Annotated in this window: 30 protein-coding genes and 1 tRNA gene; 7 read left to right on the top strand and 24 right to left on the bottom strand. The window is 58.3% G+C overall.

The window, feature by feature from the left end:
* The first annotated feature begins 38 nt into the window (after positions 1-38).
* Both AEQ63_RS14800 and AEQ63_RS14795 read left to right on the top strand, forming a co-directional pair.
* Positions 39-1,037 carry an NAD(P)H-quinone oxidoreductase gene (locus AEQ63_RS14800; protein ID WP_064363946.1) on the top strand — a complete coding sequence of 333 codons (999 nt, stop codon included), beginning with the start codon at positions 39-41 and terminating at the stop codon, positions 1,035-1,037.
* Between the two features lie 114 nt (positions 1,038-1,151).
* Positions 1,152-2,096, top strand: coding sequence for an alpha/beta hydrolase (locus tag AEQ63_RS14795; RefSeq protein ID WP_064363945.1), 945 nt, complete (start codon positions 1,152-1,154; stop codon positions 2,094-2,096).
* Between the two features lie 29 nt (positions 2,097-2,125).
* Here AEQ63_RS14795 and AEQ63_RS14790 read toward each other — a convergent pair whose 3' ends face one another.
* Entirely contained in the window at positions 2,126-2,455 is a 330-nt protein-coding gene (locus tag AEQ63_RS14790) for a hypothetical protein (RefSeq protein ID WP_064363944.1), read from the bottom strand.
* 195 nt (positions 2,456-2,650) lie between these two features.
* Between AEQ63_RS14790 and AEQ63_RS14785 the strand changes: the two genes are divergently transcribed.
* A complete protein-coding gene (locus AEQ63_RS14785; protein ID WP_064363943.1) occupies positions 2,651-2,926 on the top strand; it encodes a hypothetical protein in 276 nt (91 codons plus the stop codon).
* Positions 2,927-2,999: 73 nt separating this feature from the next.
* On the opposite strand, the gene AEQ63_RS14780 is transcribed toward AEQ63_RS14785, so the two are convergent.
* The 3 genes from AEQ63_RS14780 to AEQ63_RS14770 form a co-directional block, all read right to left on the bottom strand.
* Positions 3,000-3,287: a hypothetical protein gene (locus AEQ63_RS14780; protein ID WP_042609462.1), complete on the bottom strand. Its 288-nt coding sequence runs from the start codon at positions 3,285-3,287 to the stop codon at positions 3,000-3,002.
* A 175-nt stretch (positions 3,288-3,462) separates the two neighbouring features.
* Positions 3,463-4,491, bottom strand: coding sequence for an RNA 3'-terminal phosphate cyclase (gene rtcA, locus AEQ63_RS14775; RefSeq protein WP_064363942.1), 1,029 nt, complete (start codon positions 4,489-4,491; stop codon positions 3,463-3,465).
* Between the two features lie 173 nt (positions 4,492-4,664).
* The gene (locus AEQ63_RS14770) at positions 4,665-5,891 is read right to left on the bottom strand and encodes an RtcB family protein (protein ID WP_064363941.1); all 1,227 of its coding nucleotides are present in this window, start codon (positions 5,889-5,891) and stop codon (positions 4,665-4,667) included.
* A 193-nt stretch (positions 5,892-6,084) separates the two neighbouring features.
* On the opposite strand from AEQ63_RS14770, the gene rtcR reads away from it, so the two are divergent.
* Complete coding sequence (rtcR, locus tag AEQ63_RS14765) at positions 6,085-7,689, top strand: RNA repair transcriptional activator RtcR (RefSeq protein WP_064363940.1); 1,605 nt, start codon at positions 6,085-6,087, stop codon at positions 7,687-7,689.
* Positions 7,690-8,453: 764 nt separating this feature from the next.
* On the opposite strand, the gene AEQ63_RS28790 is transcribed toward rtcR, so the two are convergent.
* From AEQ63_RS28790 to thrS, 10 genes are all read right to left on the bottom strand, one after another.
* On the bottom strand, positions 8,454-8,630 hold the full coding sequence (locus AEQ63_RS28790; protein WP_165839172.1) for a hypothetical protein: 177 nt from the start codon (positions 8,628-8,630) through the stop codon (positions 8,454-8,456).
* 78 nt (positions 8,631-8,708) lie between these two features.
* Positions 8,709-8,785, bottom strand: a tRNA-Pro gene (locus tag AEQ63_RS14755).
* A gap of 89 nt (positions 8,786-8,874) precedes the next feature.
* Positions 8,875-9,231, bottom strand: coding sequence for a MerR family transcriptional regulator (locus AEQ63_RS14750; protein ID WP_003179985.1), 357 nt, complete (start codon positions 9,229-9,231; stop codon positions 8,875-8,877).
* Positions 9,212-9,514, bottom strand: coding sequence for an integration host factor subunit alpha (gene ihfA, locus AEQ63_RS14745; protein WP_002553164.1), 303 nt, complete (start codon positions 9,512-9,514; stop codon positions 9,212-9,214). Before ihfA ends, AEQ63_RS14750 begins: the two co-directional genes overlap by 20 nt.
* 3 nt (positions 9,515-9,517) lie before the next feature.
* Positions 9,518-11,896: a phenylalanine--tRNA ligase subunit beta gene (gene pheT / locus AEQ63_RS14740; protein ID WP_064363938.1), complete on the bottom strand. Its 2,379-nt coding sequence runs from the start codon at positions 11,894-11,896 to the stop codon at positions 9,518-9,520.
* A gap of 26 nt (positions 11,897-11,922) precedes the next feature.
* A complete protein-coding gene (gene pheS, locus AEQ63_RS14735; RefSeq protein WP_003226365.1) occupies positions 11,923-12,939 on the bottom strand; it encodes a phenylalanine--tRNA ligase subunit alpha in 1,017 nt (338 codons plus the stop codon).
* 109 nt (positions 12,940-13,048) lie between these two features.
* Positions 13,049-13,405, bottom strand: a complete 357-nt coding sequence (gene rplT, locus AEQ63_RS14730; RefSeq protein ID WP_002553161.1) for a 50S ribosomal protein L20 — start codon at positions 13,403-13,405, stop codon at positions 13,049-13,051.
* A gap of 27 nt (positions 13,406-13,432) precedes the next feature.
* The gene (gene rpmI / locus AEQ63_RS14725) at positions 13,433-13,627 is read right to left on the bottom strand and encodes a 50S ribosomal protein L35 (protein WP_002553160.1); all 195 of its coding nucleotides are present in this window, start codon (positions 13,625-13,627) and stop codon (positions 13,433-13,435) included.
* A gap of 60 nt (positions 13,628-13,687) precedes the next feature.
* Positions 13,688-14,239: a translation initiation factor IF-3 gene (infC, locus tag AEQ63_RS14720; RefSeq protein ID WP_169432615.1), complete on the bottom strand. Its 552-nt coding sequence runs from the start codon at positions 14,237-14,239 to the stop codon at positions 13,688-13,690.
* Positions 14,239-16,161: a threonine--tRNA ligase gene (gene thrS, locus AEQ63_RS14715; protein ID WP_042609455.1), complete on the bottom strand. Its 1,923-nt coding sequence runs from the start codon at positions 16,159-16,161 to the stop codon at positions 14,239-14,241. The genes infC and thrS overlap by 1 nt, the downstream gene beginning before the upstream one ends.
* Positions 16,162-16,530: 369 nt before the next feature.
* On the opposite strand from thrS, the gene AEQ63_RS14710 reads away from it, so the two are divergent.
* Together AEQ63_RS14710 and AEQ63_RS14705 are read left to right on the top strand one after the other, a co-directional pair.
* Positions 16,531-16,833 carry a hypothetical protein gene (locus tag AEQ63_RS14710; protein WP_042609454.1) on the top strand — a complete coding sequence of 101 codons (303 nt, stop codon included), beginning with the start codon at positions 16,531-16,533 and terminating at the stop codon, positions 16,831-16,833.
* 290 nt (positions 16,834-17,123) lie between these two features.
* Entirely contained in the window at positions 17,124-17,336 is a 213-nt protein-coding gene (locus AEQ63_RS14705) for a cold-shock protein (RefSeq protein ID WP_003179963.1), read from the top strand.
* Between the two features lie 65 nt (positions 17,337-17,401).
* On the opposite strand, the gene AEQ63_RS14700 is transcribed toward AEQ63_RS14705, so the two are convergent.
* Together AEQ63_RS14700 and AEQ63_RS14695 are read right to left on the bottom strand one after the other, a co-directional pair.
* Positions 17,402-17,719 (bottom strand): I78 family peptidase inhibitor, encoded by a 318-nt coding sequence (locus AEQ63_RS14700; RefSeq protein WP_042609453.1) that lies wholly within the window; start codon positions 17,717-17,719, stop codon positions 17,402-17,404.
* Between the two features lie 167 nt (positions 17,720-17,886).
* A complete protein-coding gene (locus AEQ63_RS14695) occupies positions 17,887-18,189 on the bottom strand; it encodes a hypothetical protein (RefSeq protein WP_042609452.1) in 303 nt (100 codons plus the stop codon).
* A 130-nt stretch (positions 18,190-18,319) separates the two neighbouring features.
* Between AEQ63_RS14695 and AEQ63_RS14690 the strand changes: the two genes are divergently transcribed.
* Positions 18,320-18,520: a hypothetical protein gene (locus AEQ63_RS14690; RefSeq protein ID WP_042609451.1), complete on the top strand. Its 201-nt coding sequence runs from the start codon at positions 18,320-18,322 to the stop codon at positions 18,518-18,520.
* Between the two features lie 33 nt (positions 18,521-18,553).
* Here AEQ63_RS14690 and AEQ63_RS14685 read toward each other — a convergent pair whose 3' ends face one another.
* From AEQ63_RS14685 to AEQ63_RS14650, 8 genes are all read right to left on the bottom strand, one after another.
* The gene (locus AEQ63_RS14685) at positions 18,554-19,582 is read right to left on the bottom strand and encodes a nucleoside hydrolase (protein WP_064363937.1); all 1,029 of its coding nucleotides are present in this window, start codon (positions 19,580-19,582) and stop codon (positions 18,554-18,556) included.
* Between the two features lie 30 nt (positions 19,583-19,612).
* A complete protein-coding gene (gene rbsD / locus AEQ63_RS14680; RefSeq protein WP_041478553.1) occupies positions 19,613-20,017 on the bottom strand; it encodes a D-ribose pyranase in 405 nt (134 codons plus the stop codon).
* A complete protein-coding gene (gene rbsK, locus AEQ63_RS14675; protein WP_042609449.1) occupies positions 20,014-20,931 on the bottom strand; it encodes a ribokinase in 918 nt (305 codons plus the stop codon). The genes rbsD and rbsK overlap by 4 nt, the downstream gene beginning before the upstream one ends.
* Positions 20,932-20,955: 24 nt before the next feature.
* Positions 20,956-21,975: a LacI family DNA-binding transcriptional regulator gene (locus tag AEQ63_RS14670; RefSeq protein WP_064363936.1), complete on the bottom strand. Its 1,020-nt coding sequence runs from the start codon at positions 21,973-21,975 to the stop codon at positions 20,956-20,958.
* A 3-nt stretch (positions 21,976-21,978) separates the two neighbouring features.
* Entirely contained in the window at positions 21,979-22,956 is a 978-nt protein-coding gene (locus AEQ63_RS14665; protein ID WP_016774040.1) for an ABC transporter permease, read from the bottom strand.
* Positions 22,953-24,506: a sugar ABC transporter ATP-binding protein gene (locus AEQ63_RS14660; protein WP_064363935.1), complete on the bottom strand. Its 1,554-nt coding sequence runs from the start codon at positions 24,504-24,506 to the stop codon at positions 22,953-22,955. Before AEQ63_RS14660 ends, AEQ63_RS14665 begins: the two co-directional genes overlap by 4 nt.
* Positions 24,507-24,561: 55 nt before the next feature.
* Positions 24,562-25,518 (bottom strand): sugar ABC transporter substrate-binding protein, encoded by a 957-nt coding sequence (locus tag AEQ63_RS14655; protein WP_064363934.1) that lies wholly within the window; start codon positions 25,516-25,518, stop codon positions 24,562-24,564.
* A 197-nt stretch (positions 25,519-25,715) separates the two neighbouring features.
* Positions 25,716-26,162 (bottom strand): hypothetical protein, encoded by a 447-nt coding sequence (locus AEQ63_RS14650; protein ID WP_042609445.1) that lies wholly within the window; start codon positions 26,160-26,162, stop codon positions 25,716-25,718.
* Positions 26,163-26,223 lie beyond the last annotated feature (61 nt).

The raw sequence follows: 26,223 nt of genomic DNA, 5'->3' as shown, positions 1-26,223 counted from the left end.
GCGCTCCCATCTACACGACCTTTTTCACAGGAATCGACATGTCACTGCCCAATGAAATGACCCGTATCGAAATCACTGAACCAGGCGGCCCTGACGTATTGCAAGCCAGGCGCGTGCCTCTGCCAACCGTTGCCGAAGGCCAAGTGCTGATCCGCGTTCACGCCGCCGGTATCAATCGCCCGGACGCCCTGCAGCGTGCCGGCAAGTATCCGATGAAACCCGGCATGGACCCGATTCCCGGCCTGGAAGTGGCTGGCAAAGTGGTTGCACTGGGGGCGGGAGTAACGCGGTTCGCAGTCGGCGATCGCGTCTGCGCGCTGACCAATGGCGGCGGCTACGCCGAATATTGCGCGGTTCCAGCCGGGCAAACGCTTCCCGTGCCGGACGGAATCGATTGGGTCCAGGCCGCCGCGATTCCGGAAACCTTTTTCACCGTATGGGCCAACCTGTTCGGCCTCGGCGGTGCCAAGGCCGGCCAGCGCGTGCTGATTCACGGCGGAACCAGCGGCATCGGAACCACCGCGCTGATGCTCTGTCGTGAATTCGGCATCGAGGCGTTCGCTACCGCTGGCAGCGCTGAAAAATGCGCGGCAATCAGTCAGCTGGGCGGACAACCGATCAACTATCGGGAAGAAGATTTCGCCAAGGTCATTGCCGAGAGGACGGCAGATCAGGGCGTGAACGTGATCCTCGACATCATGGGTGGCTCCTATCTGAACGGCAACATCAGTGCCTTGGCAATGGACGGGCGTCTGGTAATGCTCGGCTTCCTCGGCGGCGCCCGCGCCAATGACGTTGATTTGTTGGCCATCCTCGGCAAACGCGCGGTGGTCACCGGTTCGCTGCTGCGCGCGCGCACGGCTGCGGAGAAAGCCGCGATCGCCGATCAATTGCGCGACCAGGTGTGGCCTGCCCTCGCCGCCGGGCGCTGCCTGCCGATCATCGACAAGGTTTACCCGCTCGCTGAAGCGGCCAAGGCCCATGCCCGCATGGAGGGCGGCGACCATATCGGCAAGATCGTGCTGCAGGTGGCGTGAGCGATTGCAGCATCTTGTAATCGTTGCGCATGCACGGTGGTCGAAAAACAGTCACGCGCAGACCGAGGCATCTGGTAAAAAGCGTTCTTTGTCTGCGCCGTGGTGAAACGATTAATGTCCCTGTCCTTCCTGACTCGTCTGCGACGCCGCCGTCTGGTATTTGCCTTGATGGCTGCGCTGATCGTTGGCGTGCCGACGAGTTGTGCCGTACTGGAACACACTGAGCGCAAACTGCTGTTCCGCATCGAACCCGGCACCGCCGGCTGGTATCGCGGTCTGCCCGGCAGCGTTCAGGAACTCGATCTGCAACCGAAAAGCTTCAAGGCCGGGCAGAACATCCATGCCTGGTGGTGGCCGGCGGAACGTGCCAATGCCCCGGCAATCCTTTATTTGCATGGCGTGCGCTGGAACCTGACCGGGCAATTGTTTCGCATCGAACAGCTGCGCGCGGCGGGTTATTCGGTGTTGGCTATCGACTATCGCGGGTTCGGCCAGAGCAAGGGCGATTTACCATCCGAAAGCAGTGTTTATGAAGATGCCCGCGTAGCTTGGGAGCGCTTCCAGCTGCTGCAACCCGATCCGAACAAGCGCCTGATCTACGGCCATTCCCTCGGTGGCGCAGTGGCGATCGATCTGGCGGCTGAGCTTGGGAAGAATGCCGCGCGCAACCACACGCCTCTGCCGGTGCGCGGGCTGGTCATTGAATCGACCTTCACCTCGCTGGCCGATGTGGCCGCCGCCGTGGCGAAGACCTCGCTACCGGTGCGCTGGTTGCTGTCGCAGAAATTCGACTCCATCGACAAGATTGCCGATATTCACATGCCGCTGCTGGTGGTGCATGGCATGGCTGATGCCTTTGTGCCGCCGCGCTTCAGCGAACAATTGTTCAATGCCGCTGAGCAGCCCAAACGCCTGCTCCTGGTGCCCGGGGCGACGCACAACAACAGCATGGCCCTGGGTGGCCAGGGTTATCGCAAGGCTCTGGATGCGTTGATGCAGACCAAACCGTTGCCGCGGATTGCGGGGCCGGCGCTGGGCAAGGGTTCTCGCGACTCCTGAATCATGTAAACGGCTTCGGTAAAACAGCATCAGCGCCGGGCCAATTCGTGGCGCACGCATTGTTCATAATAGGTCTGCTTGACCGCTGCCGGTTTGAGCTTCGAACTGCTGTTATAGGTCTGCTCGGTAATCCCCATTGCCGTCATGCGCATCCAGGGCTGCTGAAATCGGCGAACCTGCAATTGCTTGCGAGCGCCGTACAGCGAAACGCCGGACAGCTTGGATTGCTGCGCACCGGCAGCAATGTCCGAGCCCCACGTGCAGGCAAAGCGATGTCCCTTGCTCAACTCTCTTGCCTGCGCTCCCGAAGCGATCAAAGCCAGGGAAAGCGTCGCAACGGTGATGACAATCGTCCGCATATAGCCAACCTAACCTTTTGAAAAAAGGCGATTTTGCCGGGGCGAATTACCTCTGGGGGCCAGCAATTTGCCTGCTGTCGAGAGATTTTTTATCAGGGAGAGCACAAAACAGGCATCGCCGCTCGTCCACTACCGCGCACCTTTGGCAGGCGGGCCTATCCAAAGCAGTACATCCCCGAGTAGAAGGCCCACGAGATGAATAAGAAAATTCTCGCCCTGTCGTTCTTCAGCCTGTGCTTGATCGGTCCGCTCCATGGCTGGGCAGCCGAAACGACAGCGGGCGCCGCCACCCTTGCCACCGCCCTGCCCGGCGTCAATCACGCAGAAAGCTCTCGCGATCATGATGAGAAGGCAAACAAGAAAGGCGAAGAGTCGTCAGGCGCCAACGCGGGCTCAGAGCCGCATGAGACGGAAAAGGATGCGGCGACGTCGAGCGACTCCGAAGATCTTGAGAAAAAACCCGCTCAGTAGAGTCTTCGATAAACGAAAAGGCCAATGTCATCGACACTGGCCTTTTTATTTCAGTTCTGAGAGAACTGCTTCGTCATTGCTTGGTGCATTGAGCGCCCAGCCCCATGCCCATGGAGCCCAGAGCAACCATCGGGCCGCTTGGCAGCTCGCACGTATATTCACCACCTTCGGTTTGAGCGGTGTAGAAGGTCGTATTGAAGTCGCTGCGAATGTTGGAAACCTTGATGACGGGTTTGCCGATGGTGGTCTGTGCTCGATTCTTGAGATCGCTCTCTCCCGGCTTGACGGTCTGGCATCCAGTGACCGCGAGCGCCAATGTTGCGAATAAAGCGAGAACCGGGATAGTCCTTGATGAGTTCATTGCAGATCGACCTTTTTGATTTTCATACCGGAGAAATTCTGGCAATAAGCTGCCAAGCGAAACGACTTTAAAGTCGAGCCGGAACTGGGGCAATTAGGTTGGATGTGCTAATGGCTGAAGGCTAGCGGCGCTCTCGGTCAACGTTTGCAAATGCCTTCAGGATTGCAGGACGCTGCTAATCGGTTGGTAAAATCTCCAGGCGCAAGCGATCACTGCCCTCCTCCTGGCAATCGATACGCACCGGCAAAAACAGCTGGATGACTTCAATGTTGCTGCGCAGATGATCCGTCATACGCGGCGTGGTGAACGATCCGCCGCCGGCCAGCGCCATTGGCAACAACAACTGATCGGCGAGATGTTCAGCGACCGCGGCATCACTGCGCAACCAATCGGCTGCCTGATTGATCGCGGCATCGGCTACCTTCTCGGCACGCAACGACACCCGGCCAAACGCGCTGAACACTTCAGTCACGTGCTCAAAAGCATATTCCAACAACAACACATTTCCCGGACCGCGTGCCGGATCAATTGTAACGTGTTGCAGCGCATCCGATGGCCAGTTCAAACGCTTGGCCACATGATTGAGTTCGCGCTGAGCAACGGTAGACGCAAGTCCGGCAGTCAGCGCCAAAGCCTGTCGTGAAATCGCCTCGCCGCGCTCACACAGATCCAGTCGCATCAGGCTCGAAGGCTGCACTCGAACTGCAATCTCACCACCGCCGGCCGGGGCAAATCCATGACGCAGCAAGTCCAGCTCGACATCGCCGCCCATGCGCCGCAGCAGCGGTAGCCAACTGCGCGAGAGGAAATCAGTCGGGGGCGCCAGCGGATTGTGCGTACCACCGGAGATCGTCACTCGACTGGCCTGCGGTGCCCGCATCAGGGCTGGCAGCAACGTCTGCAGAACCAGCGTGCAACTGCCCGCCGTGCCGATGGCGAACTTGAAATCGCCTGCGCGGATTACGCCCGGTTCGAAGCTCAAGGCCTGCGAATCCAAATGCGCCCCGCAGATCCGTGCACCACAAACCTCCGCCGCCGCCATTACGGCTGTCAGATGCTGCCGCAACAGTCCCGGACGGCTGCGTCTGGCGCGTATCTGTCCAATGCGAAACGCCCGGCCTGTCACCATCGACAGGCTCAGCGCACTGCGTAACACCTGGCCGCCGCCGATCGCGCCGTCCAGTTCAATTACATCCTGTGTCATTGCACTTCCTTACGCGTACAGCACGCCAGTGTCCCTGAGGTACCGATCCAGCCGCCGCGAGTCTTCCTGAGTTCTGAGTAATGTTGGTACTTCGCGGCTCGGTTCACCCGCGATAAACCAGTGCAGTGCCGCACGATGCCATCGGTAAGCGCTCTCACCGGCACTGCAGTCCCTTATCCTTTGACGCACACCACTTGACGCAAGGTGTGCAGCACTTCCACCAGCTCGCGCTGGGCGTGCATGACTTTGTCGATGTCCTTGTAGGCCATCGGAATCTCGTCGATGACCGCTTCGTCCTTGCGGCACTCCACGTGGGCGGTGGCACGAATCTGATCGGCGACAGTGAACGTGCTCTTGGCCTTGGTGCGGCTCATGGTGCGTCCGGCGCCGTGGCTGCAGGAACTGAACGATTCTTCATTGCCGAGACCACGCACAATGAAGCTCTTCGCGCCCATCGAGCCCGGAATAATCCCCAGTTCATCTTTCTTCGCCGACACCGCGCCCTTGCGCGTGATCAGTACGTCATGACCAAAATGCCGCTCCTTCTGCACGTAGTTGTGATGGCAGTTGACCGCCTCCAGCGCGACTTCAAACGGCTTGCGGATAATCTGCCGCGTGGCCTGGATCACCGCGCGCATCATCAGTTCGCGGTTCTGTCTGGCGAAATCCTGCGCCCAGCCCACCGCCTCCACATAGTCATCAAAATGTCGGCTGCCTTCTTCGAAATAGGCCAGGTCACGGTCAGGCAGGTTGGCGATATGCTGACGCATATCTGCCTGGGCCATCTGGATGAACAGGTTGCCGATGGCGTTGCCGACACCACGCGAACCACTGTGCAACATGAACCACACCCGGTTGGCTTCATCCAGGCACACTTCGATGAAGTGGTTGCCGCTACCGAGAGTTCCCAAGTGCCCACGGTTGTTGGTGTGGGCCAGTTTCGGATGCTTGTCGGTGATCAATTTGAAGCGCGGCTGCAAGCCCGCCCAAGCCTGATCGGCTTGCTGCGGAATCTCGTCCCAAGCGCCTTTGTCTCGCCGCGAACGACTCAAACTGCGGCCATGGGGAACCGCCTGTTCAATGGCACTGCGCAACCCGTGCAGGTTGTCAGGCAAATCGGCGGCGGTCAGCGACGTGCGCGCAGCGATCATGCCGCAACCGATGTCGACGCCCACGGCAGCCGGAATGATCGCGCCAACCGTTGGAATTACGCTGCCGATGGTTGATCCCTTGCCCAGGTGCACATCGGGCATCACCGCCAGATGCTTGAAGATGAATGGCATTTTCGCCGTGTTCATCAACTGTGCGCGGGCTTCGTTTTCAACCGGGACGCCTTCGGTCCACAGTTTGATTGGTTTGCCGTTGGCGACTTCTAGAAGCTGGTAGCTCTGATCTTTCATGTTTTGTTGTCCTGTTCGTTTCCATCAGCAGTGCAGCCGCTGTGCCAGCTCATGACTTTCTCTCTACATATTTTCTAACTCTATGTTTTTGAACGGTTTATCTGAATTGTAACTGGCGACTTGAAACCCATCAGAGACAAACACGCCTTGGAAAATTATCATTGAATATCGTCATTTCTCTTATGAGATAAGCATGTCCAGCAAACGCACGGTCGCCATCGGATTTATCGGAGCCACCCTCGATCGCGTCAACAAAGCTGGCAACCGCTGGAGTCACTGGCGCCCCACAGTAGGCCTGTGCCAGCAAACAGATCTGCCGATTCATCGACTTGAACTGATCCACGGCCTCGATGCCCGCGACGTGAGCCTCGCGGAGCGCATTACTGTTGATATTCAGCAGACATCTCCAGGCACCGAAGTGCGCCTGCATCCAATGTCGCTGCGCGATCCCTGGGATTTCGAGGAGGTCTACGGCGCCCTGCACGATTTCACCACTGCTTACAGCTTCGACACTGAGACCGAGGATTACCTTGTACACATCACCACCGGCACCCACGTCGCGCAGATCTGCTGGTTCCTGCTCACCGAAGCGCGCTATCTGCCGGCCAGACTGATCCAGACCTCCCCCGCCAAGCGCAACAGCGATAACGAGCCCGCCTGCGGCACCCATGCGCTGATCGATCTCGACCTGTCGCGCTATGATCGCATCGCCTCACGCTTCGCCAGCAAGCGCCTCGAAGGCCTGGAGTTTTTAAAGTCCGGTATCGCCACGCGCAACGCTGCATTTAACCGCTCCATTGAGCAGATCGAGCGCGTAGCGGTGCGCTCCAGAGCACCAATGTTGCTGATTGGCCCGACCGGCGCCGGCAAATCCTTCCTGGCCCGACGCATCTACGAACTCAAACGCAATCGCCATCAGATGCAGGGACGCTTTGTCGAAGTCAATTGCGCCACCCTGCGGGGCGACGGCGCAATGTCTGCCTTGTTTGGTCACGTCAAAGGTGCCTTCACCGGCGCACAGAACGCTCGCGAAGGCCTGCTGCGCGCTGCCAATGGTGGAATGTTGTTTCTCGACGAGATCGGCGAGCTTGGCGCAGACGAACAAGCAATGCTGTTGAAGGCCATCGAAGAGAAACGCTTCTTCCCGCTGGGTTCGGACAAGGAAGTGGAGAGTGATTTCCTGATCATCGCCGGCACCCACCGCGACTTGCGCAGCCGAGTCGCCGAGGGAATGTTTCGCGAAGACCTGTACGCTCGGATCAACCTGTGGACGTTCGACCTGCCCGGCCTCGCCGGCCGCCGCGAAGATATCGAGCCGAACATCGACTTCGAACTGGAACGCCACGCTCGCGAACATGGGCAACGGGTGCGCTTCAATCTCGAAGCGCGCCGACGCTACCTGGACTTCGCCAGCTCACGCGAAGCAGCCTGGCTGGGCAACTTTCGCGAACTGTCCGCATCGATCACGCGGATGGCGACTTTGGCCGACAGCGGGCGCATCGATGAAGAGCAGGTAGACGATGAGATTGATCGATTGCGGTATGCGTGGGGCCTGGCGCAACCCACTGCGGTGTCAGACGAGTTGCCGGGAGATGGCGAGAAGATGGACTTGTTCGACCGTTTGCAACTGAAGGCAGTTCTTGAGGTGTGCCGACAGGCAAATAGTCTGTCGGATGCCGGTCGACAGCTGTTCGGTGTTTCCCGGCAGGCCAAGGCTCAGCCCAATGATGCTGATCGGCTGAGGAAGTATTTGGGGCGCTTCGGGCTTGAGTGGGCTGAGATCGCAGGCACGAAGTGAAGTGCAGCGCCCCTGATTACCCAGGCTCAATGATCTCCGTAGAAAAAATGAATTAGCCGGCTGATCTCTCGGTCAAGAATTATGAACGTAGTAAATCTGACGAGGTGACAGCAATGACTATCCAGGCAGAGACACTCGTACAACTGACCGAAGCGCTTCAAGAGCGCGGCATGAAGATGGTCTCAGACGTCCATTTCACCCGCGCACCTTACCGATACAACCACCGCTGGATTTGCATCGTAGAGTGAACATGCTTGTTGCCGGCGCCTGGATCGAAGCATCCAGCCGCCGGCGCCGCTCGCATTCGCCCCTGACGCCTAGATGACCTTCTCCCTATCCATCCCGGCTACGTTGGTAGCATGTTCGATGGCAATAAAAACCCGGCGCGATGGCCGGGTCGATATCGATTGATGGCGGCTATTTCGCGCCGCCGTTATTCCGGCCTGTCTGGGCATCTTGATCAGAGCCAGGATTTCCGGGTGGCGGATTCCAGTCCTCTGGTCGTTCGTCGGTACCCTGCTTTGGCTCAGAGTCAGCTTGCTCCAGACCGGAGTCATGACCCTCGCCAGAGTCAGGTGTTTGCTCGCCTGGTCCCGGATATGGCGCTTCCGGGCCGTTGTTGTCGTCGATCATCATTCTCTCCCGTCAGTGGCGCAGGGGCTGCGCTTATTGTTGAGAGAAGGCGCGCGGATTCAGAGTGCGATCTGCTCGACGAGCGGGCATAAAAAAGCCCCGTGCAACGACGAGGCCGGGTGTCCGATAAATCATTTATTGCGTTGCAGCCAACCTATCAACATGAAAGCCAAGCCAGGTATCAATAGGCCCGGCGCGACGTACGCAAAGGTTCCGCTGACGAGAAGACCATTAAGGCCGAAAACAAAGCCGCAAATTGCAAGTGGCAGCCCAACAACAAACATTGGCTGTTTGAACGCCTTATCCATGACTCGACTCCATTCGCAAATCTCACGCACATGAAAAAGGCCAATGCTTTGAACATTGGCCTAAGTCATTGAAAAATATGGTCGGGACGGAGTGATTCGAACACTCGACCCCTAGCACCCCATGCTAGTGCGCTACCGGACTGCGCTACGCCCCGACTGATGTTGCATTTCGTTCTTCATCTCGAAGAACGCTCAAGAATATATCGCAAGCTTTTGAAAACTGGAAGTATTCAAACGCAGCTTTTTATTTCTTGAGCACCACAAGCACATCTTCCAGTTCGGCAATCATCTGCCGAATCATCTGTTTGTACTGGGTGGTGTCGTCTTTGGCTTCGTCGCCGGAGAGGCGCAGACGCGCGCCGCCGATGGTGAAACCCTGATCGTAAAGGAGCGCGCGGATCTGCCGGATCATCAGCACGTCCTGGCGCTGATAATACCGGCGGTTTCCGCGGCGTTTGACGGGGTTGAGCTGAGGAAACTCCTGCTCCCAATAGCGCAGTACGTGTGGCTTTACGGCGCACAGCTCGCTGACTTCACCGATGGTGAAGTAGCGTTTGCCCGGGATGACGGGTAGTTCGTCGTTATGACTTGGTTCCAGCATAAGCCTCAACTCGGGCCTTCAACTTCTGCCCTGGACGAAAGGTGACCACACGGCGAGCCGTGATCGGGATTTCTTCCCCCGTTTTCGGGTTGCGGCCAGGCCGCTGGCGTTTGTCCCGAAGGTCGAAATTGCCGAAACCGGACAATTTGACCTGCTCGTTGTCTTCAAGAGCGTGCCTGATTTCCTCGAAAAACAGCTCAACCAATTCCTTGGCTTCCCGCTTGTTCAGGCCCAGCTCTTCATACAGACGTTCCGCCATCTCAGCTTTCGTCAAAGCCCCCATACGTCACTTCCTTAACGTGGCGTTCAACCTTTGTTCGAGCGAGGTGAGGATATTTTGCGTCGTCGAATTCACCTCATCGTCATTAAGAGTGCGCGATGGATGCTGCCAGGTCAAGCCGACTGCAAGGCTTTTTCTATCAGGATCAATACCTTTACCCTGATACACGTCAAACAGCCTGAGCTCTGTGAGCCATTCGCCTGCATTTTCACGGATTACGTCCAGCACAGCCGAGGCCGCGACGTCTTTGTGCGCGATCAGTGCAAGGTCACGACGCACTTCAGGAAAGCGCGACAACTCGTGGAATTTCGGCATTTTACCGAGCGCCACTTCCGCCAGAACCAGCTCGAAGACGAATACCGGACGATCCAGACCCAGTGTTTTCGACAGCTCAGGGTGAATAGCACCGATAAAGCCTACTTCACGACCGTCACGCTCGATGCGCGCAGTCTGACCCGGATGCAGCGCCGGGTGTTTGCCCGGTGCGAAGGTGAACGAGTCCAGGGCACCGGCGAAACCCAGTACCGCTTCAACATCGGCCTTCACATCGAAGAAGTCGACGGTATCGCGACCCTGCGCCCAGCCTTCCGGCAAGCGGCTACCGCAGACAACCCCGGATAGCATCGGCTCCTGCTTCAAGCCTTCAAGCTGACCGACGAAGCGCAGGCCGCTCTCGAACAGACGCACACGGTCCTGCTGGCGGTTGAGGTTGTGCTGCAGAGCCTTGACCAGACCTGGCCACAGCGACGAACGCATGGCAGCCATGTCGTTGGAGATCGGATTGGCCAGCAAAAGCGGCTCGACGCCTGGATTGAACAGCTCGAACTGCTTCGGATCGATGAAGCTGTAGGTGATCGCTTCCTGATAACCACGGGCGACCAGCAACCGGCGCAGCTCAGGCAGATCGCTACGCGCTTCGGCCTTGGCTTGTGGCGCAAGACGCGCTTGGGGGTAGCGAACCGGCAGACGATTGTAGCCGTACAGACGAGCCAGCTCTTCGATCAGGTCGACTTCGAGACTGATATCGAAGCGATGGCTTGGCACTTCGACGCGCCACTGCCCTTCTCCGTCAGCGGTAATGTTCAGGCCCAGGGCGCTGAGCAGACGCTCGACCTGTGCCGAATCCATCTCCATACCGAGCATCTGAGTGATGCGCTGGGCACGCAGAGTAATCGGCGCGATCGACGGCAGATGTTGCTCGCTGACGGCCTCGATGATTGGGCCAGCTTCGCCGCCGGTGATTTCCAGCAGCAGGCCAGTGGCTCGTTCCATGGCCTCACGGGCCAGCTGCCAGTCAACCCCGCGCTCGTAACGATGCGACGCGTCGGTGTGCAGGCCGTAGGAACGTGCCTTGCCAGCCACTGCAATCTGATCGAAGAACGCAGATTCGAGGAACACATCACGCGTGGTTGCGGAAACGCCGCTGTGCTCGCCACCCATGACACCAGCGATCGCCAGCGCACGAGTGTGGTCGGCGATCACCAGCGTATCGCTACGCAGGCTGACTTCCTGACCGTCGAGCAGCACCAGCTTCTCACCCTCTTCCGCCATGCGCACACGAATGCCGCCATTGATTTCGGCGAGATCGAAGGCGTGTAGCGGCTGACCCAGTTCGAGCATCACGTAGTTGGTGATGTCGACCGCAGCGTCGATGCTGCGTACGTCAGCGCGACGCAGACGCTCAACCATCCACAGCGGGGTTGGCTTCGACAGATCGACGTTGCGGATGACCCGCCCCAAGTAACGTGGACAGGCGGCTGGCGCCAGCACCTCAACCGAACGCACTTCGTCGTGCACCGCTGCAACCGCAGCCACCGCAGGGCGGCTTACCGGCACGGCGTACAGCGCGCCGACTTCACGGGCCAGACCGGCCAGGGACAGGCAATCGCCGCGGTTCGGGGTCAGGTCGACCTCGATGCTGGCGTCTTCCAGATCCAGGTACACACGGAAGTCTTCGCCTACTGGCGCGTCGGCCGGCAGCTCCATCAGACCGTCGTTGCCTTCACCGACCTGCAACTCGGCTTGCGAGCACAGCATGCCGTTGGACTCGACGCCGCGCAGCTTGGCTTTCTTGATCTTGAAGTCGCCCGGCAGTTCTGCGCCGATCATGGCGAACGGAATCTTCAGGCCCGGGCGCACATTTGGCGCTCCGCACACGACCTGAAAGGTTTCCGCGCCATTGCTGACCTGGCACACACGCAACTTGTCGGCGTCCGGGTGCTGCTCAGTGCTCAGCACCTCGCCCACCACGACACCACTGAATACACCGGCGGCCGGAGTAACACTATCGACCTCAAGACCGGCCATCGACAGACGGGCAACCAGCTCGTCGCGATCTACCTGCGGGCTAACCCAGCCACGCAGCCATTGTTCACTGAATTTCATCCTGCTCTCCTAAGAATTCGTTACGACTAGCGAAATTGCGCGAGGAACCGCAAGTCGTTGTCGAAGAACAGACGCAAGTCGTTCACGCCGTAACGGAGCATGGCCAGACGCTCGACGCCCATGCCGAAGGCAAAGCCGGAGAATTCTTCCGGGTCGATGCCGGACATGCGCAGCACGTTCGGGTGAACCATGCCGCAGCCCATCACTTCCAGCCAGCCGGTCTGCTTGCAGACGCGGCAGCCTTTACCGCTGCACATCACGCATTCCATATCGACTTCGGCGGATGGCTCGGTGAACGGGAAGTACGAAGGACGGAAACGTACGGCCAGTTCTTTCTCGAAGAACACCCGCAGGAATTCTTCGATGGTGCCTTTGAGATCGGCAAAATTGATATCGCGATCAACCAGCAGGCCTTCGACCTGGTGGAACATCGGCGAATGGGTGATATCGGAGTCGCTGCGATATACGCGGCCAGGGCAGACGATGCGGATCGGCGGCTGCTTCGATTCCATGGTGCGGACCTGTACCGGCGAGGTATGGGTGCGCAGCAACATGTTGGCATTGAAATAGAAGGTGTCATGCATCGACCGGGCCGGGTGATGGCCTGGGATGTTGAGCGCTTCGAAGTTGTGATAGTCGTCTTCAACCTCTGGGCCTTCGGCGATGCCGTAGCCGATGCGGGTGAAGAACTGCTCGACACGCTCCAGAGTCCGGGTGACCGGATGCAGACCACCAGAGGTCTGGCCACGGCCCGGCAATGTCACGTCGATGGATTCGGCGGACAGTTTGGCAGCCAGTTCGGCTTCTTCAAACAGGGCCATGCGCGCATTGAGAACGCCTGTAACACGTTCCTTGGCAACGTTGATCAGCGCACCGACTTGCGGACGCTCTTCGGCCGGCAGATTCCCCAGGGTCTTCATCACCTGAGTCAATTCGCCCTTCTTGCCAAGGTATTGAACCCGGATTTGCTCCAGGGCATTGATATCTTCAGCGCTTTGCACAGCCTCTAGTGCTTGAGAGACCAGCGCATCCAGGTTTTCCATGTACAGACTCCAGATACAAAATAGGGGAAGAGCTTGTAGGCTCTTCCCCTATTTATGACGTTTAACACCTGGCCCCACAGAGGTGAGGCCGGGTGACTGTCGGGGGTACTTAAGCCAAGGTGGCTTTAGCTTTCTCGACAATCGCAGCAAACGCCGCTTTTTCGTTCACTGCCAGATCAGCCAGAACCTTGCGGTCGATCTCGATGGACGCTTTTTTCAGGCCAGCGATGAAACGGCTGTAGGACAGACCGTTAACACGAGCACCAGCGTTGATACGAGCGATCCACAGAGCGCGGAACTGACGTTTTTTCTGACGACGGTCACGGTAGGCGTATTGGCCTGCCTTGATTACCGCTTGCTTGGCAACACGGAATACGCGGGAGCGTGCGCCGTAGTAGCCTTTAGCAAGTTTCAGAATTTTTTTGTGACGCTTACGGGCAATGACGCCACGCTTTACACGAGCCATGAGTTACTTCCTCTATTCTTGACTAAATTAACGAAGGCGCAGCATGCGCTCGACTTTTGCCACGTCAGACGGATGCAGCAAGCTGCTACCGCGCAGTTGACGCTTACGCTTGGTCGACATTTTAGTCAGGATGTGGCTCTTGAAAGCGTGCTTGTGCTTGATGCCGTTAGCAGTTTTCAGAAACCGCTTGGCAGCACCACTTTTGGTTTTCATTTTTGGCATGTTCGGATACTCCGCATTCAGTTGATAAACATAATCAGAAGGCCTGCCGTGCCCTGTTGATTACTTCTTCTTTTTCGGGGCGATGACCATGATCAGCTGGCGTCCTTCCATCTTAGGATGCTGTTCGACCGAACCGTACTCGAGCAGGTCTTGTTCAACCCGCTTGAGGAGTTCCATCCCCAGCTCCTGGTGGGCCATCTCACGGCCGCGGAATCGCAAGGATACCTTGGCCCTGTCCCCGTCACTCAGGAAACGTACCAGGTTGCGCAGTTTTACCTGGTAATCCCCTTCCTCCGTCCCTGGACGAAACTTGATTTCTTTAACCTGAATCTGCTTCTGGTTTTTCTTCGCCGCGGCAATCTGCTTCTTCTTCTCGAAGATCGACTTGCCGTAGTCCATCACCCGGCAAACAGGCGGGACTGCGTCGGCGGAAATTTCCACCAGATCAAGCTTTGCTTCTTCAGCGATACGAAGCGCTTCATCAATCGAGACGATGCCAATCTGCTCGCCATCAGCGCCAATTAACCGAACCTCGCGTGCCGAGATATTCTCGTTGATCGGGGCTTTCGGTGCAGCTCGTTTATCTTGTCTCATTTCACGCTTAATAATAATTACTCCGAATCTGGGCGACCACGCCGGGAAACCGCTTGCGCGAGAAACTCAGCGAACCGGGCGACGGGCATCGAGCCCAGGTCAGCACCTTCACGAGTACGCACAGCGACAGTCTGCATCTCGACTTCCTTATCTCCGATAACCAAAAGATAGGGAACCTTGAGCAAAGTATGCTCGCGGATTTTAAAGCCGATCTTTTCATTTCTCAAGTCGGACTTGGCACGAAATCCGCTTTCGTTGAGAGTTTTTTCAACCTCTGCAACAAAATCTGCCTGTTTATCAGTGATATTCATGATCACCGCCTGGGTTGGCGCGAGCCACGCAGGGAAAGCACCTTCGTAGTGCTCGATCAGAATCCCGACGAAACGCTCGAACGAGCCGAGGATCGCCCGGTGCAGCATCACAGGGTGTTTGCGGCTGTTGTCTTCGGAGACGTATTCAGCGCCCAAACGGACAGGCAGGTTAAAATCGAGCTGCAAGGTACCACACTGCCACACGCGACCGAGACAATCTTTCAGCGAAAATTCGATCTTCGGACCGTAGAAAGCACCCTCGCCCGGCTGCAGATCGTATGGCAAGCCAGCGGAATCAAGGGCTGCAGCCAATGCGGCCTCAGCGCGATCCCACAGTTCGTCGGAGCCAACGCGTTTTTCCGGACGAGTGGACAGTTTCATCTCGACTTCGGTAAAGCCGAAATCGCGATAGACGTCCATGGTCAGCTTGATGAACGCAGCGGACTCGGCCTGCATCTGCTCTTCGGTGCAGAAGATGTGCGCGTCGTCCTGAGTGAACGCTCGCACGCGCATGATGCCGTGCAACGCACCCGACGGCTCGTTACGGTGGCAGGCACCGAACTCGGCCAGGCGCATCGGCAACTCGCGGTAGCTCTTCAGGCCCTGATTGAACACCTGCACGTGGCACGGGCAGTTCATCGGCTTGATCGCGTAGTCGCGGTTTTCCGACTGAGTGGTGAACATGTTGTCGGCGTAGTTGGCCCAGTGCCCGGATTTCTCCCACAGGCTGCGGTCAACGACTTGAGGGGTCTTGATCTCAAGGTAGCCGTTGTCACGCTGGATCTTGCGCATGTACTGCTCGAGCACTTGGTACAAAGTCCAGCCGTTCGGGTGCCAGAACACCATGCCCGGGGATTCTTCCTGGGTGTGGAACAGGCCCAGGCGCTTGCCGATCTTGCGGTGATCGCGCTTCTCGGCTTCTTCGATGCGCTGGATGTAAGCTGCCAGCTGCTTCTTGTCAGCCCAGGCGGTGCCGTAAACGCGCTGCAATTGCTCGTTCTTGGCGTCGCCGCGCCAGTAGGCACCCGACAGCTTGGTCAGCTTGAAGGATTTCAGGAAGCGCGTGTTCGGCACGTGCGGACCGCGGCACATGTCGACGTATTCTTCGTGATAGTACAGACCCATGGTCTGTTCGTTCGGCATGTCTTCGACCAGGCGCAGCTTGTAGTCTTCGCCGCGAGCCTTGAACACTTCGATCACTTCGGCGCGCGGAGTGACTTTCTTGATGACGTCGTAATCCTTCTCGATCAGCTGCTGCATGCGCTGTTCGATGGCCGCCATGTCTTCCGGCGTGAAAGGACGCTCGTAGGCGATGTCGTAATAGAAGCCTTCGTCGATGACCGGGCCGATGACCATTTTCGCGGTCGGGTACAGCTGCTTGACCGCGTGGCCGACCAGGTGCGCGCAAGAGTGGCGAATGATCTCCAGCCCCTCTTCATCCTTTGGCGTAATGATTTGCAGGGTCGCGTCGCTGCTGATGATGTCGCTGGCGTCGACCAGTTGGCCATTGACCTTGCCGGCGAGCGTGGCTTTGGCCAGGCCTGCACCAATGGATGCGGCGACCTCGGCTACGGAAACCGGGTGATCGAATGAACGTTGACTGCCGTCGGGAAGAGTAATAGTTGGCATGGCGCCTCCTCTCCTAGTGGTGACCCCTACCAAAGGTCACGTGGGTTGGGATGAGCCAGTACAAGATCCGATCCAGGCCATTCAATGACGAACGCCTGCCTTACAGCGGCAGGAGCCTTGCGGCCAACCGGAAAACCGAACCAGAGTGACTGGGATTCAAATCGGAAAAATTCGCACGCCGACCGCTTCGGGACTGAAGGTCATCCGAAGCCTGAGAACGCTTGAGCCCGGCATGCTAGCACAGATGAGCGGTCGCTCACGCCCTGATTTGGCAGAAGGCCAAATGTCCGTTTTTATGCCAGAGTGCTGAACTTGATCGGCCTTTGCGCCCTCAGATAACAAGACATTGACCCACAAGGAGCATCCTCGATGCGTCTGAAAAGCTTATTCGCCGCCGTCGCCCCCGTCGTTCTGCTGCTGCCACTGAGCGCCCATGCCGACTGGCCGAAGGGCGAGCGCGAGAAGTACATGGCCCAGTGCACCCAGGCTGCCACCCCACAAATCGGTGCTGCTGCAGCGAAATCGCACTGCGCTTGCGGTGCTGACGCCATCAAGTCCTATCCGGCCAGCGATATTCAGGCATTGATGGACAACAAGGCGGCTCCGGAACTGCAGCAGAAAGCCCTTGGTCAGATCGCCAAATGCAAGGCAAATACCCCGGCGAAAAAATAACAAAACCGAGCATCCTGATCGCTTGAAAGGCCGAAAAAAGTGTTGGAAATGAGCCTTTTTGAACGATTTATGCAGGTTTTACAGGTTTTTTTATCGTCTTTACGTTTCGCTGCAAGCCTTTCAAACCGGGGCTTTCAGCAGAAACAGGCGGTAAAGAAAACACGACTGATTGGCAAACAGCACGTCCGGGGGGCTACCAAAGCGAACATTTCGACTATGATACCCGGGTGTGCCCAGTTGGCCTGAGCAGCACAGTACTACTGAAAATATATGTTTCTTGGAGATACACCATGTCTAATCGCCAAACCGGCACCGTTAAATGGTTCAACGATGAAAAAGGCTTCGGCTTCATCACTCCTCAAGGTGGCGGTGACGACCTGTTCGTACACTTCAAAGCTATCGAATCCGACGGTTTCAAAAGCCTGAAAGAAGGCCAGACCGTCTCTTTCGTGGCTGAGAAAGGCCAAAAGGGTATGCAAGCTGCACAGGTTCGCCCAGAGTAATTTCTCGGCGCACTAAAAAAACCCCGTCCAGGTGACGGGGTTTTTTATGCCTGACACAAAAGCGCTCAGCCGCAGTTGACGCGGGTAACCACCAGGCTGTTGTCAGTGTTCAGGTTCAGGCGGTCGGAGCGATATTCCAGCGTGATCATGTCGTTCGGCTTGAGGAAACGCGCATTTTGCGCTCCAGCCTTGGCACGCGCCTGATCCAGCAGCTCAGGGGATGCTTTCTTGCCAACGGCAAATTGTGCTGCCGATGCTTCGCAGCGGCTATTTCCGGATTCAGCCGCCACGGGCTCCTTTGCCGACTCGCTGGAGGTTGTGCTGCAACCGGCCAATAGAGCAGCGGCCATAAGTGCACCCAGTGTCGCGAACTTCAAAGGCATGAAGCCTCCTTGTTTTCAAATGTTTAAGCAGAGATCGTGCGACCGCCATCTCGGCGTTTGGTTTCACGGCCAGAGCCATGCCCTGCCCCACGAGCGGAAAAATGCCGAGTGTGCCTGAGCTGCCCTGCCCGGCTCATCAAACAATCGTGACTGAATATTAACGACGCTTAATAAACGTCGATGTAGTCAAAGGGCGGATTCGGCCAGTTGTCCCTGAGCGCGTTGAAAATCTGCATGACCCAGACTTCATCGCTGGCCGCGACCTTGCCGACATAGCCCGAGCCTTTCGCCCAGGTTTCAAGACGAAACAGCAGACCGTCAATGTCCTGCCCGCCAGTCACGCTGGACAAATAGGCGATGCCGCCCTTGGTCACGCGCAATTGAGTATGTTCGTCGTCGCTGCCCGCGGCGAGCAATTGGCGCACAGCGTCGAGCGTGAGGCCGTCAGGGGTATTCAGATCGATCTGCACAACAGGGTCCTTGGTAGGCCGTAAAAGACCAAGTGTCGCATAGCACTCCGCTCATGCCTAAGTCGCAGTGCCAAACGCCGCGCAAAATGGTTAACTCGAAAAACAGACACCCTGACCTTCGAGCCTTCTCATGACCAGCCTCAGCATCGACGCCGACATCAAAGCCAAATGGGCAGACGGACACAGCTCTTACAGTCCTGGTACGACGGAAGAGCTGGCGCTGATCGGCATCGACCTGTTGGTCAAGGAGCTGGGAATCGAGGCGGCGCAGCAATTCATCAATCAGGTATTCGAACGATACCCGACCGTATCGGCCGAACACGCCCAGTGAAACCCGCAGGCAGGGGCCTGCGGGTCAGCGGACTTATTTGAGGCGCTTCAGGCGCTCGGTCAGCAGATCAAAGAATCCCTGGGCATCGCCATTTTCGACCCAGAACGCATTCTTCGGTGCTTTCAGACCGTCGTACCAGTCGACAATGGTCTGGCCGAATGTCGGACCTTCCCGACTATCCACCACGACATTGACCGCCCGACCGGTAAACAGCTCAGGCTTGAGCAGGTACGCCACAACAGTCGCGTCATGCACCGGCCCGCCGGGAATGCCGTAGTGCTCCATATCGCCCTTGATGTATTCGTTGAGAATGTCGCCAACGATCTTGCTCGCATTGTTGTTCAGCGCGGCAATCTGCTTCAGGCGTGCATCACTGGTGAGGATCTTGTGCGTCACGTCCAGCGGCAGATACGTCAGCTTCACCCCGCTCTTGAGCACCACCTCGGCAGCCTGTGGATCAGCGAACAGGTTGAATTCTGCGACGGGGGTGATGTTGCCACCGTTGAAATGCGCCCCGCCCATGATCACCACTTCCTTGATGCCCTGAACGATCTCGGGCTCCTGGATCAGCGCCAGCGCCAGATTGGTCTGCGGACCGAGCATGGCGATGGTGATGCTGTGTGGCTTGGCCGATTTAAGGGTGTCGATCAGATAATTGACCGCATTGCCTTTCGCCAGGCCTTTTTTCGGTTCGTGAACCGTAACGCCCGACAAGCCTTCCTTGCCATGAATGTTCTCGGCGTAGATCGGCGTGCGCATCAGCGGTTTCGGCGCGCCGGCGTAAACCGGTACGTCTTCGCGCCCTGCCCATTCGCGAGCCAATCGCGCGTTACGCGAAGTCTTGTCCAGGCGCACATTCCCGGCCACCGTCGTCAGCGCGCGAATATTCAGTTCATCCGGCGACGCCAGAGCGAACAGCAAGGCGACCACGTCGTCAGCGCCAGGATCGGTGTCGATGATCAGGTCGATTTTTTCCGCCGCCTGAGCGCCGGTCGCAGTTAGCACGGACACAAGCAGCAGGCTCCGGATCAGTTGGTGAAGTTTTTCAGCATAGCGTTGCATGGCGCATTCCTTGTGCAGGTGAATCGGAAATCAGAATGTAACCCCGGCGACCAGAACGATGTTGCAGTACGGCTGACATTCTCCTGTACGAATGATCGCCCTGGCCTGTCGGCTCAGCACCTTGAACTGTTCGTGGGTGAGCAGATCCCTACGGCCCAGCGCACCCTCTTCGTTCAAGGCGTCCAGATCCGCCAGTGCCGTCGGTTGCTTGTCGAAGATCTCCTTGGCCAGCACATGGCTTTCCACCTGCATTTCGCTGAGCACGACTTTCAGTGTGCTGACGAAATCAGGGATGCCATGGGTCAGCGCCAGATCGATCAATTCGACACCCGGCGGCACCGGCAAACCGGCGTCGCCAATCACGACCATGTCACCGTGGCCAAGAGATGCGATCAGTCGCGACAGCGCGACGTTGAGCAAAGGAGTCTTTTTCATGCGGGTCTGAACGCCTGTACTTCGGACATGGTTGGAATGGAGGGTTGCGCACCGGCACGGGTGACCGACAGTGCAGCAGCAATCTGGCCATAGCGAATCGCCTCCGCCTCAGACTTGCCATTGGCCAGCGCTGCAGCGAAACCACCGACAAAGGTGTCGCCCGCCGCCGTGGTGTCCACCGCCTTCACGGTCGGTGCGGGAAAATGTTCGAAGCCTTTGCCATCGGCGAACAACGAACCCTGCGCGCCTAACGTGACGATGACTTTGCCCGCGCCCATGGCAATCAATTGAGTGGCGGCCGTTTCTGCCGACTGCAGCGAGTCGACAGAGAGACCGCTCAATGCGGCTGCTTCGCTCTCATTGGGAATCAGATAGTCGATGGCGGCGAACCAGTCTGCCGGCAACGGGCGACTGGCCGGCGCCGGGTTGAGGATTACGGTTTTGCCCAGTTCACGCGCACGCTTGAGCGCATGTCCGACCGTCGCATCGGGAATCTCGAGCTGGCAGATCACCACATCGGCGGCCTGCAACACCGCATCAAAACGGTCGATAACTGCCGGGGTCATCGCGCCGTTGGCACCGGCGACAATCACGATGGCGTTCTGGCTGTTGTCATCGACCACAATCAGCGCTACGCCACTGGAATCCTCCACGACGCTGACAGCCTGGCAATCGATGTGCTCGGCCAGCAACGCATCGCGCAACCGCACACCATAGTCGTCATTTCCGACGCAACCGATCATCGCCACCTGCGCGCCCAGGCGCGCTGCGGCAACTGCCTGATTGGCGCCCTTGCCGCCGGAAACCGTGGCGAAGGTATGACCGATCAGTGTTTCACCGCCGCGAGGCAGCCGTGGCGCCCGGGTGACCAGATCCATGTTCAGACTGCCTATTACCACTACATTTGCTGGCATACATCACTACTCATCAATTCGGTTTCAGCGATATTCGGTGAACACGCCGGACAGCGGCGCGGTCGATTCGCGCAGGACAATGCTGGGAGTCACGATGCGTTGCTCGGTACCTGAATCAGGCGCAGCAATTCTTCGCAAGAGCACTTCGGCAGCCATTTCGCCGAGTTGCAGGATCGACTGGCCGACCGTGGTCAGCGCCGGATAGACATAACGACTCATTTGAATGTCATCGAAGCCGATCACCGATAACTCGGCCGGCACCCGCACGTTACGTTCGGCCGCTGCACGCAGCACACCTATGCCAATCATGTCGTTACCGGCAAAAATCGCACTCGGCGGATTGCTTTCAAGCAGCCGTGCGGCGGCGTTGTAACCACCGGTGCTGGTGAAATCGCTTTCGAGCATGCGCTCTTCGCGCGCCTCGATTCCCGCCTCTTGCAGCGCCCGGCAATAACCGGCCTGACGCATTTGCGCCACGCTGGTGCTCGCCGGGCCGCCGATGGTGGCGATGTCGCGATGCCCCAACTCAAGCAGGTGGCGCGTCGCCAGATAAGCGCCGTATTCGTGATCGATGCGCACCAGATCGGCATTCACACCCTCCAGGCCACGGTCGACGATCACCATCGGCGTCTTCACGCCCGCCAGCCCTTCTGCCAGACCGCTGTCACCGCCGGCGGAGGCAACGATCAAGCCGTCGATGCGCTTTTCCAGCAACACGCGCAAATAACTGCGCTGCTTTTCCGGGTTGTCGTCGGAGTTGCAGAGGATCACGCAGTAGCCATTACGCTCGCAATAATCCTCGATTCCCCGCGCCAATTCGGCGAAGTACGGGTTGAGGCTGTTGGGCACCAGCAGGCCGATGGTCGCCGTGGTTTTGGCTTTCAGCGAGCGCGCCACGGCACTGGGTACGTAGTCGAGGCTCTTGATCGCCGCCTCCACTTTGCGCCGCACTTCCTGACTCACCGGGCGGGTGTTGTTTACCACGTGCGACACGGTCGTGTAGGAAATGCCCGCGAGTGCCGCTACATCCTTGATCGTTGCCATGGTTCAGCCCCGGCGACTGGCGCGTTGACTGCGATAGGTGTCGAGCACCACGGCGATGACGATCACCGCACCGGTAATAATGCGCTTGGTCGGCTCCGTCGCACCAATCTGTGCGAGTCCGGCAGCGAGGACGGAAATGATCAACACGCCAAAGAAAGTGCTGATCACCGAACCGCGACCACCCATCAGGCTGGTGCCGCCGATGACCACGGCCGCGATCACTTGCAGCTCCAGGCCCGAACCTGCGTTCGGGTCAGCCGCTTCCAGACGCGAAATCTGAAACAGCGCAGCGATGCCCGCCAGCAAACCCATCAGGCTGAACACCAGAATCTTGTAGGGCTTGGGATTGATCCCGGCCAGACGCACCGCTTCTTCGTTGGTGCCGATGCCGATCAGGTAGCGACCGAAAACGGTGCGGGTCAAAACCGCCTGCGCGATGAAAATCACCAGCAAAGCGATGATGAACGAGGGGGAAATACCGAACGCGATCGGATTCGACAGCCAGGCAAACGCATCACCAATGTAAGCGGTACGCGAGCCGGTCATCTGATAGGCCACACCGCGGGCCATCTCCAGCACGCCGAGGGACACGATGAACGACGGAATCCGCCAGGCCACGGTGATCGAGCCCGTGATGGTCCCGGCCAGAGCCGCTACGGCCATGCCGAGCAGGGCTGCCGGTAAAACGCTCCAGCCCCAACCGAGAATCGCAACGCTGACCGTAGATGCAGCCAGCGCCAGCACCGAGCCAACCGACAGGTCGATGCCGCCGATGATCAGCACGAAGGTCATGCCCACTGCCAGCACCATCAGGTCGGGAATCTGGTTGGCCAGGGTGCTGAACGTGTTGTACGAGAGGAAATGGCTGCTCAGGACCGAGAACAGCGCAATCATCGCCAGCAAGGCACCGGCCAGGCCCAGGTAAGTACCCAGGCCGAAAAAATTGCCACTACGTTTACTGGCAGAGGATGCAGTTTTCATGGGAGATCCCTAGGCGCTGCTTCGTTGAGCAACGCATCACGTTTTTGGTAGCCGGCGAATGCGGCGGCAAGCAAATCATCCTGGGTCCAGCTGTCGCGCTCGAAGGTGTCGATCAGGCGCCCCGCCGAGAGCACGCCGATCCGGTCGCAGATCAACATCAACTCGCGCAGGTCACTGGATACCACGACCAGCGCTTTGCCCTGACGGGTCAGTTCGCCGAGCAAACCGTAAATGTCGAACTTGGCGCCGACGTCGATACCGCGAGTCGGCTCGTCGAACAGCAGCACTGAGCAGTCGCGTTCCAGCCAGCGGCCGATCACGACCTTCTGCTGATTGCCGCCCGACAGCTCCGAGACCAATTGCGTCGGGCTCGAACTGCGGATGCGCATGGCCTCGATCTGACGCTGTGCCAGGGAGATTTCGTCGCCGTCATTGATGAACCCGCCACTGGATATTTCCGGCATGTTGCCCAAGGCAATGTTGGCGCTGATCGATTGACCGAGCAGCAGCCCTTCGCCCTTGCGATCCTCGGTGATCAGGGCAATGCCATTGCGCACGGCATCCACTGGCGAGCGAACACTCACAACTTTGGCCGGGGAGCCGAGCGCGATGGTTCCGCTGTCGGCCGTGTCGGCACCGAAGATCAGCCGCAGCAATTCCGTGCGCCCTGCCCCGATCAACCCGGAAATGCCGTAAATCTCTCCGGCACGCACTTCGAAGGAGACGTCACGGACTTTGTCCGAACGCGTCAGGCCGGTGACCGTCAACGCCGGAGCACCGATCTTGCGCGGCCCCATGTCGATGTGTTCGCCCAGTTCGCGACCGACCATCAAGGTGACCAGTTGCTCGCTGTTGTAGTTGGCCATCGGCTCGACGCAGACCAGATTGCCGTCACGCAGCACAGCAATGCGCTGTGCCACGCGCGCCAGTTCTTCGAGGCGGTGGGAAATATAAATGATGGAAACGCCACGGGCCTGCAATCGGGTGATCTGCTCGAAGAGCATTTCGACTTCGCGCGCCGTGAGCATCGCGGTCGGCTCATCGAGGATCAGCACGTGGCAGTCGCCGATCAGGTTGCGCGCGATTTCGACCATCTGCTGGTGACCGATACCGAGTTCGCCGACCAGCGTGTCCGGATCGATCGCATCAAGGCCGACCTGCGCCATGGCTTCGATCGCCGCCTTGCGCAATTGCTTGCGGCTGATCCAGCCAGCGCTGCTCGGCAGATTATCCAGAAAGAGGTTTTCCGCAACCGACAGCGTCGGCAACAGATTGAGTTCTTGCATGACCATGCGCACGCCAAGCTCTTCAGCCTGGGTACGGCTGCCCGGACGGTAGTCCCTGCCCTGGAATTGCATCTGGCCAGTGGTGGGCGTGACCAGACCACCAATGATTTTCGACAGGGTACTTTTGCCGGCACCATTTTCGCCGGTCAGCGCCAGTACTTCACCGCGCATCAGCGTCAGATCGATGCCGGTGAGCACCGGTTGCGCATAGGTCTTGCCGATACCGCTGACCGAGAGGACAGCGTTCGGAGCGGAAACTGACATAGGAATCTCCACGCGCTCGCCCGGACGGACGAGCGCCGTTGTATCGCCAGAGGACTTACTTGGTGACCAGCTCGACCGGTGTTTCGATCACGCCGTTGGCACCGCTGTCGACTTTTTCGCCCTTGATGATCTTCAGCGCGGTTTCGATGCCGAACACGGCTTGCTTGGCAGCAAACTGGTCAGCCGTAGCCAGCACGCGACCGTCCTTGAGCATTGGCTTGATCGCGTTGATGTTGTCGTAACCGACGACCTGAACCTGGCCCGCCTTGCCGGCGGCACGGACCGCGGAAACGGCGCCGACCGCCATGCTGTCGTTACCGGCCAGCAGCGCTTTGACGTCCGGGTATTCGCTGAGGATCGAAGCCGCAACCTTGTTGCCCTTGTCGATCTCCCAATCACCGGATTGCAGCGAGACCACTTTGATCTGCGCGGCTTCCATCGCGTCCTTGAAACCGGCCGTGCGCGCCTGCGCGTTGGTGGTGGTGGACACGCCTTCGATGATGCCGACCTGGTCGCCCGCCTTCAGTTGTTTGGCCAGGTATTCGCCAACCAGACGCGCACCCTTGCGGTTGTCCGGCCCTACGAACGGCACGGTGATGTTTTTGCTTTTTACCACGGCGGGATCGAGCTGATTGTCGATGTTGATTACGGTGATACCGGCGTCCACAGCCTTCTTGATCACCGGCACCATGGCTTTGGAGTCAGAAGGCGCGATCACCAGTGCGTTCACCTTGGCCAGGATCATTTGTTCGACGATGCGGGTCTGCCCGGCGGTGTCGGTTTCGTCCTTGATTCCGTTGGAGATCAGATCGAAATCGGCGGAGTGTTCTTTCTGATAGGCCTTGGCGCCGTCTTCCATGGTCAGGAAGAATTCATTGGCCAGGGATTTCATGACCAACGCGACCTTGGGTTTTTCCGCAGATTCGGCGAACGCCGAAGAGACAGGTAGTGCAGCGGCGGTAGTAGCCAGCATAGCGACAGCAAGAAGACGTGCGGCGAAGGGCAGCTTCATGGGTTCACTCCGATCTTATGATTATTGTGAGCAACGTTTGCGCTGACGTAAGCTACGTCACGGCCGTGTACATCAGCCCTGTTGAAGCCGCGCAAACGTTTGCGTAGATCGAACTATGAGAATCCCGCCGACTTTTGTCAACAATCAGAAATCGTCATTTGTTGTAGGGCGAATCGCTGACTCGCCCCTACGACACATTACGCGGTGGTGTTGACCAGGCCACCACTGGCGCCCTTGGACATTTCCTTGACCAGTGCACCGGCGACTTCCGTCATTGCCGCGCTGGTCTGCGCGATCTGCCCCTGAATGGACATGATGGCCTGGGACTTGGCTTCGGGCGTTGGATAACTCGCAGCCTGCGCTGCGGCCAATTGCTGCTGCTGTTCCTGAAGCTGCTTCTGCAACTCCTGCATGCGCTTGAGCAACGTCTTGACGGTGACGCTCTGGTTGCCGCCGCTCTCGGTTTTGCTCTCTTGCTGTACAGGACCGCCACCGGTTCTGACCTGATTTGTTTCGGTCTTCTCGGTACCCAGCGCCTGCGCCGCTGCCTCATTGGTCGCGTCGTTCAGGGTGTTGATCGTCGCTGCAGTTTTACCGCCGATGGTGACTGCAGCGGGATTGGCAAAACCGACCGTCAGTGACATGTGAACTCCTAAGATTTGGTTTCCTTGAGGACGCATCGGCCTGAGAGCACATTTCTTTAGC

The sequence above is a fragment of the Pseudomonas sp. RIT-PI-o genome (assembly GCF_001297215.1).
GTDB classification, from domain to species: domain Bacteria; phylum Pseudomonadota; class Gammaproteobacteria; order Pseudomonadales; family Pseudomonadaceae; genus Aquipseudomonas; species Aquipseudomonas moraviensis_A.
This window is presented reverse-complemented; position numbering and strand designations above follow the sequence as displayed.

Bases quoted from the DNA above. Each gene is read 5' to 3' on its own strand.
- pheS (WP_003226365.1), bottom strand. From the start codon at position 12,939: ATGGAAAACCTGGATGCGCTGGTCTCTCAAGCACTAGAGGCTGTGCAA.
- AEQ63_RS14710 (WP_042609454.1), top strand. From the start codon at position 16,531: ATGCGTCTGAAAAGCTTATTCGCCGCCGTCGCCCCCGTCGTTCTGCTG.
- AEQ63_RS14685 (WP_064363937.1), bottom strand. From the start codon at position 19,582: ATGCAACGCTATGCTGAAAAACTTCACCAACTGATCCGGAGCCTGCTG.
- AEQ63_RS14650 (WP_042609445.1), bottom strand. From the start codon at position 26,162: ATGTCACTGACGGTCGGTTTTGCCAATCCCGCTGCAGTCACCATCGGC.
- AEQ63_RS14750 (WP_003179985.1), bottom strand. From the start codon at position 9,231: ATGCTGGAACCAAGTCATAACGACGAACTACCCGTCATCCCGGGCAAA.
- AEQ63_RS14700 (WP_042609453.1), bottom strand. From the start codon at position 17,719: ATGCCTTTGAAGTTCGCGACACTGGGTGCACTTATGGCCGCTGCTCTA.
- AEQ63_RS14665 (WP_016774040.1), bottom strand. From the start codon at position 22,956: ATGAAAACTGCATCCTCTGCCAGTAAACGTAGTGGCAATTTTTTCGGC.
- rpmI (WP_002553160.1), bottom strand. From the start codon at position 13,627: ATGCCAAAAATGAAAACCAAAAGTGGTGCTGCCAAGCGGTTTCTGAAA.
- AEQ63_RS14660 (WP_064363935.1), bottom strand. From the start codon at position 24,506: ATGTCAGTTTCCGCTCCGAACGCTGTCCTCTCGGTCAGCGGTATCGGC.
- AEQ63_RS14770 (WP_064363941.1), bottom strand. From the start codon at position 5,891: ATGAAAGATCAGAGCTACCAGCTTCTAGAAGTCGCCAACGGCAAACCA.
- AEQ63_RS14785 (WP_064363943.1), top strand. From the start codon at position 2,651: ATGAATAAGAAAATTCTCGCCCTGTCGTTCTTCAGCCTGTGCTTGATC.
- pheT (WP_064363938.1), bottom strand. From the start codon at position 11,896: ATGAAATTCAGTGAACAATGGCTGCGTGGCTGGGTTAGCCCGCAGGTA.
- AEQ63_RS14705 (WP_003179963.1), top strand. From the start codon at position 17,124: ATGTCTAATCGCCAAACCGGCACCGTTAAATGGTTCAACGATGAAAAA.
- AEQ63_RS14690 (WP_042609451.1), top strand. From the start codon at position 18,320: ATGACCAGCCTCAGCATCGACGCCGACATCAAAGCCAAATGGGCAGAC.
- AEQ63_RS28790 (WP_165839172.1), bottom strand. From the start codon at position 8,630: ATGGATAAGGCGTTCAAACAGCCAATGTTTGTTGTTGGGCTGCCACTT.
- thrS (WP_042609455.1), bottom strand. From the start codon at position 16,161: ATGCCAACTATTACTCTTCCCGACGGCAGTCAACGTTCATTCGATCAC.
- rtcA (WP_064363942.1), bottom strand. From the start codon at position 4,491: ATGACACAGGATGTAATTGAACTGGACGGCGCGATCGGCGGCGGCCAG.
- rbsD (WP_041478553.1), bottom strand. From the start codon at position 20,017: ATGAAAAAGACTCCTTTGCTCAACGTCGCGCTGTCGCGACTGATCGCA.
- rbsK (WP_042609449.1), bottom strand. From the start codon at position 20,931: ATGCCAGCAAATGTAGTGGTAATAGGCAGTCTGAACATGGATCTGGTC.
- rplT (WP_002553161.1), bottom strand. From the start codon at position 13,405: ATGGCTCGTGTAAAGCGTGGCGTCATTGCCCGTAAGCGTCACAAAAAA.
- AEQ63_RS14800 (WP_064363946.1), top strand. From the start codon at position 39: ATGTCACTGCCCAATGAAATGACCCGTATCGAAATCACTGAACCAGGC.
- AEQ63_RS14655 (WP_064363934.1), bottom strand. From the start codon at position 25,518: ATGAAGCTGCCCTTCGCCGCACGTCTTCTTGCTGTCGCTATGCTGGCT.
- AEQ63_RS14780 (WP_042609462.1), bottom strand. From the start codon at position 3,287: ATGAACTCATCAAGGACTATCCCGGTTCTCGCTTTATTCGCAACATTG.
- rtcR (WP_064363940.1), top strand. From the start codon at position 6,085: ATGTCCAGCAAACGCACGGTCGCCATCGGATTTATCGGAGCCACCCTC.
- AEQ63_RS14795 (WP_064363945.1), top strand. From the start codon at position 1,152: ATGTCCCTGTCCTTCCTGACTCGTCTGCGACGCCGCCGTCTGGTATTT.
- AEQ63_RS14670 (WP_064363936.1), bottom strand. From the start codon at position 21,975: ATGGCAACGATCAAGGATGTAGCGGCACTCGCGGGCATTTCCTACACG.
- ihfA (WP_002553164.1), bottom strand. From the start codon at position 9,514: ATGGGGGCTTTGACGAAAGCTGAGATGGCGGAACGTCTGTATGAAGAG.
- AEQ63_RS14790 (WP_064363944.1), bottom strand. From the start codon at position 2,455: ATGCGGACGATTGTCATCACCGTTGCGACGCTTTCCCTGGCTTTGATC.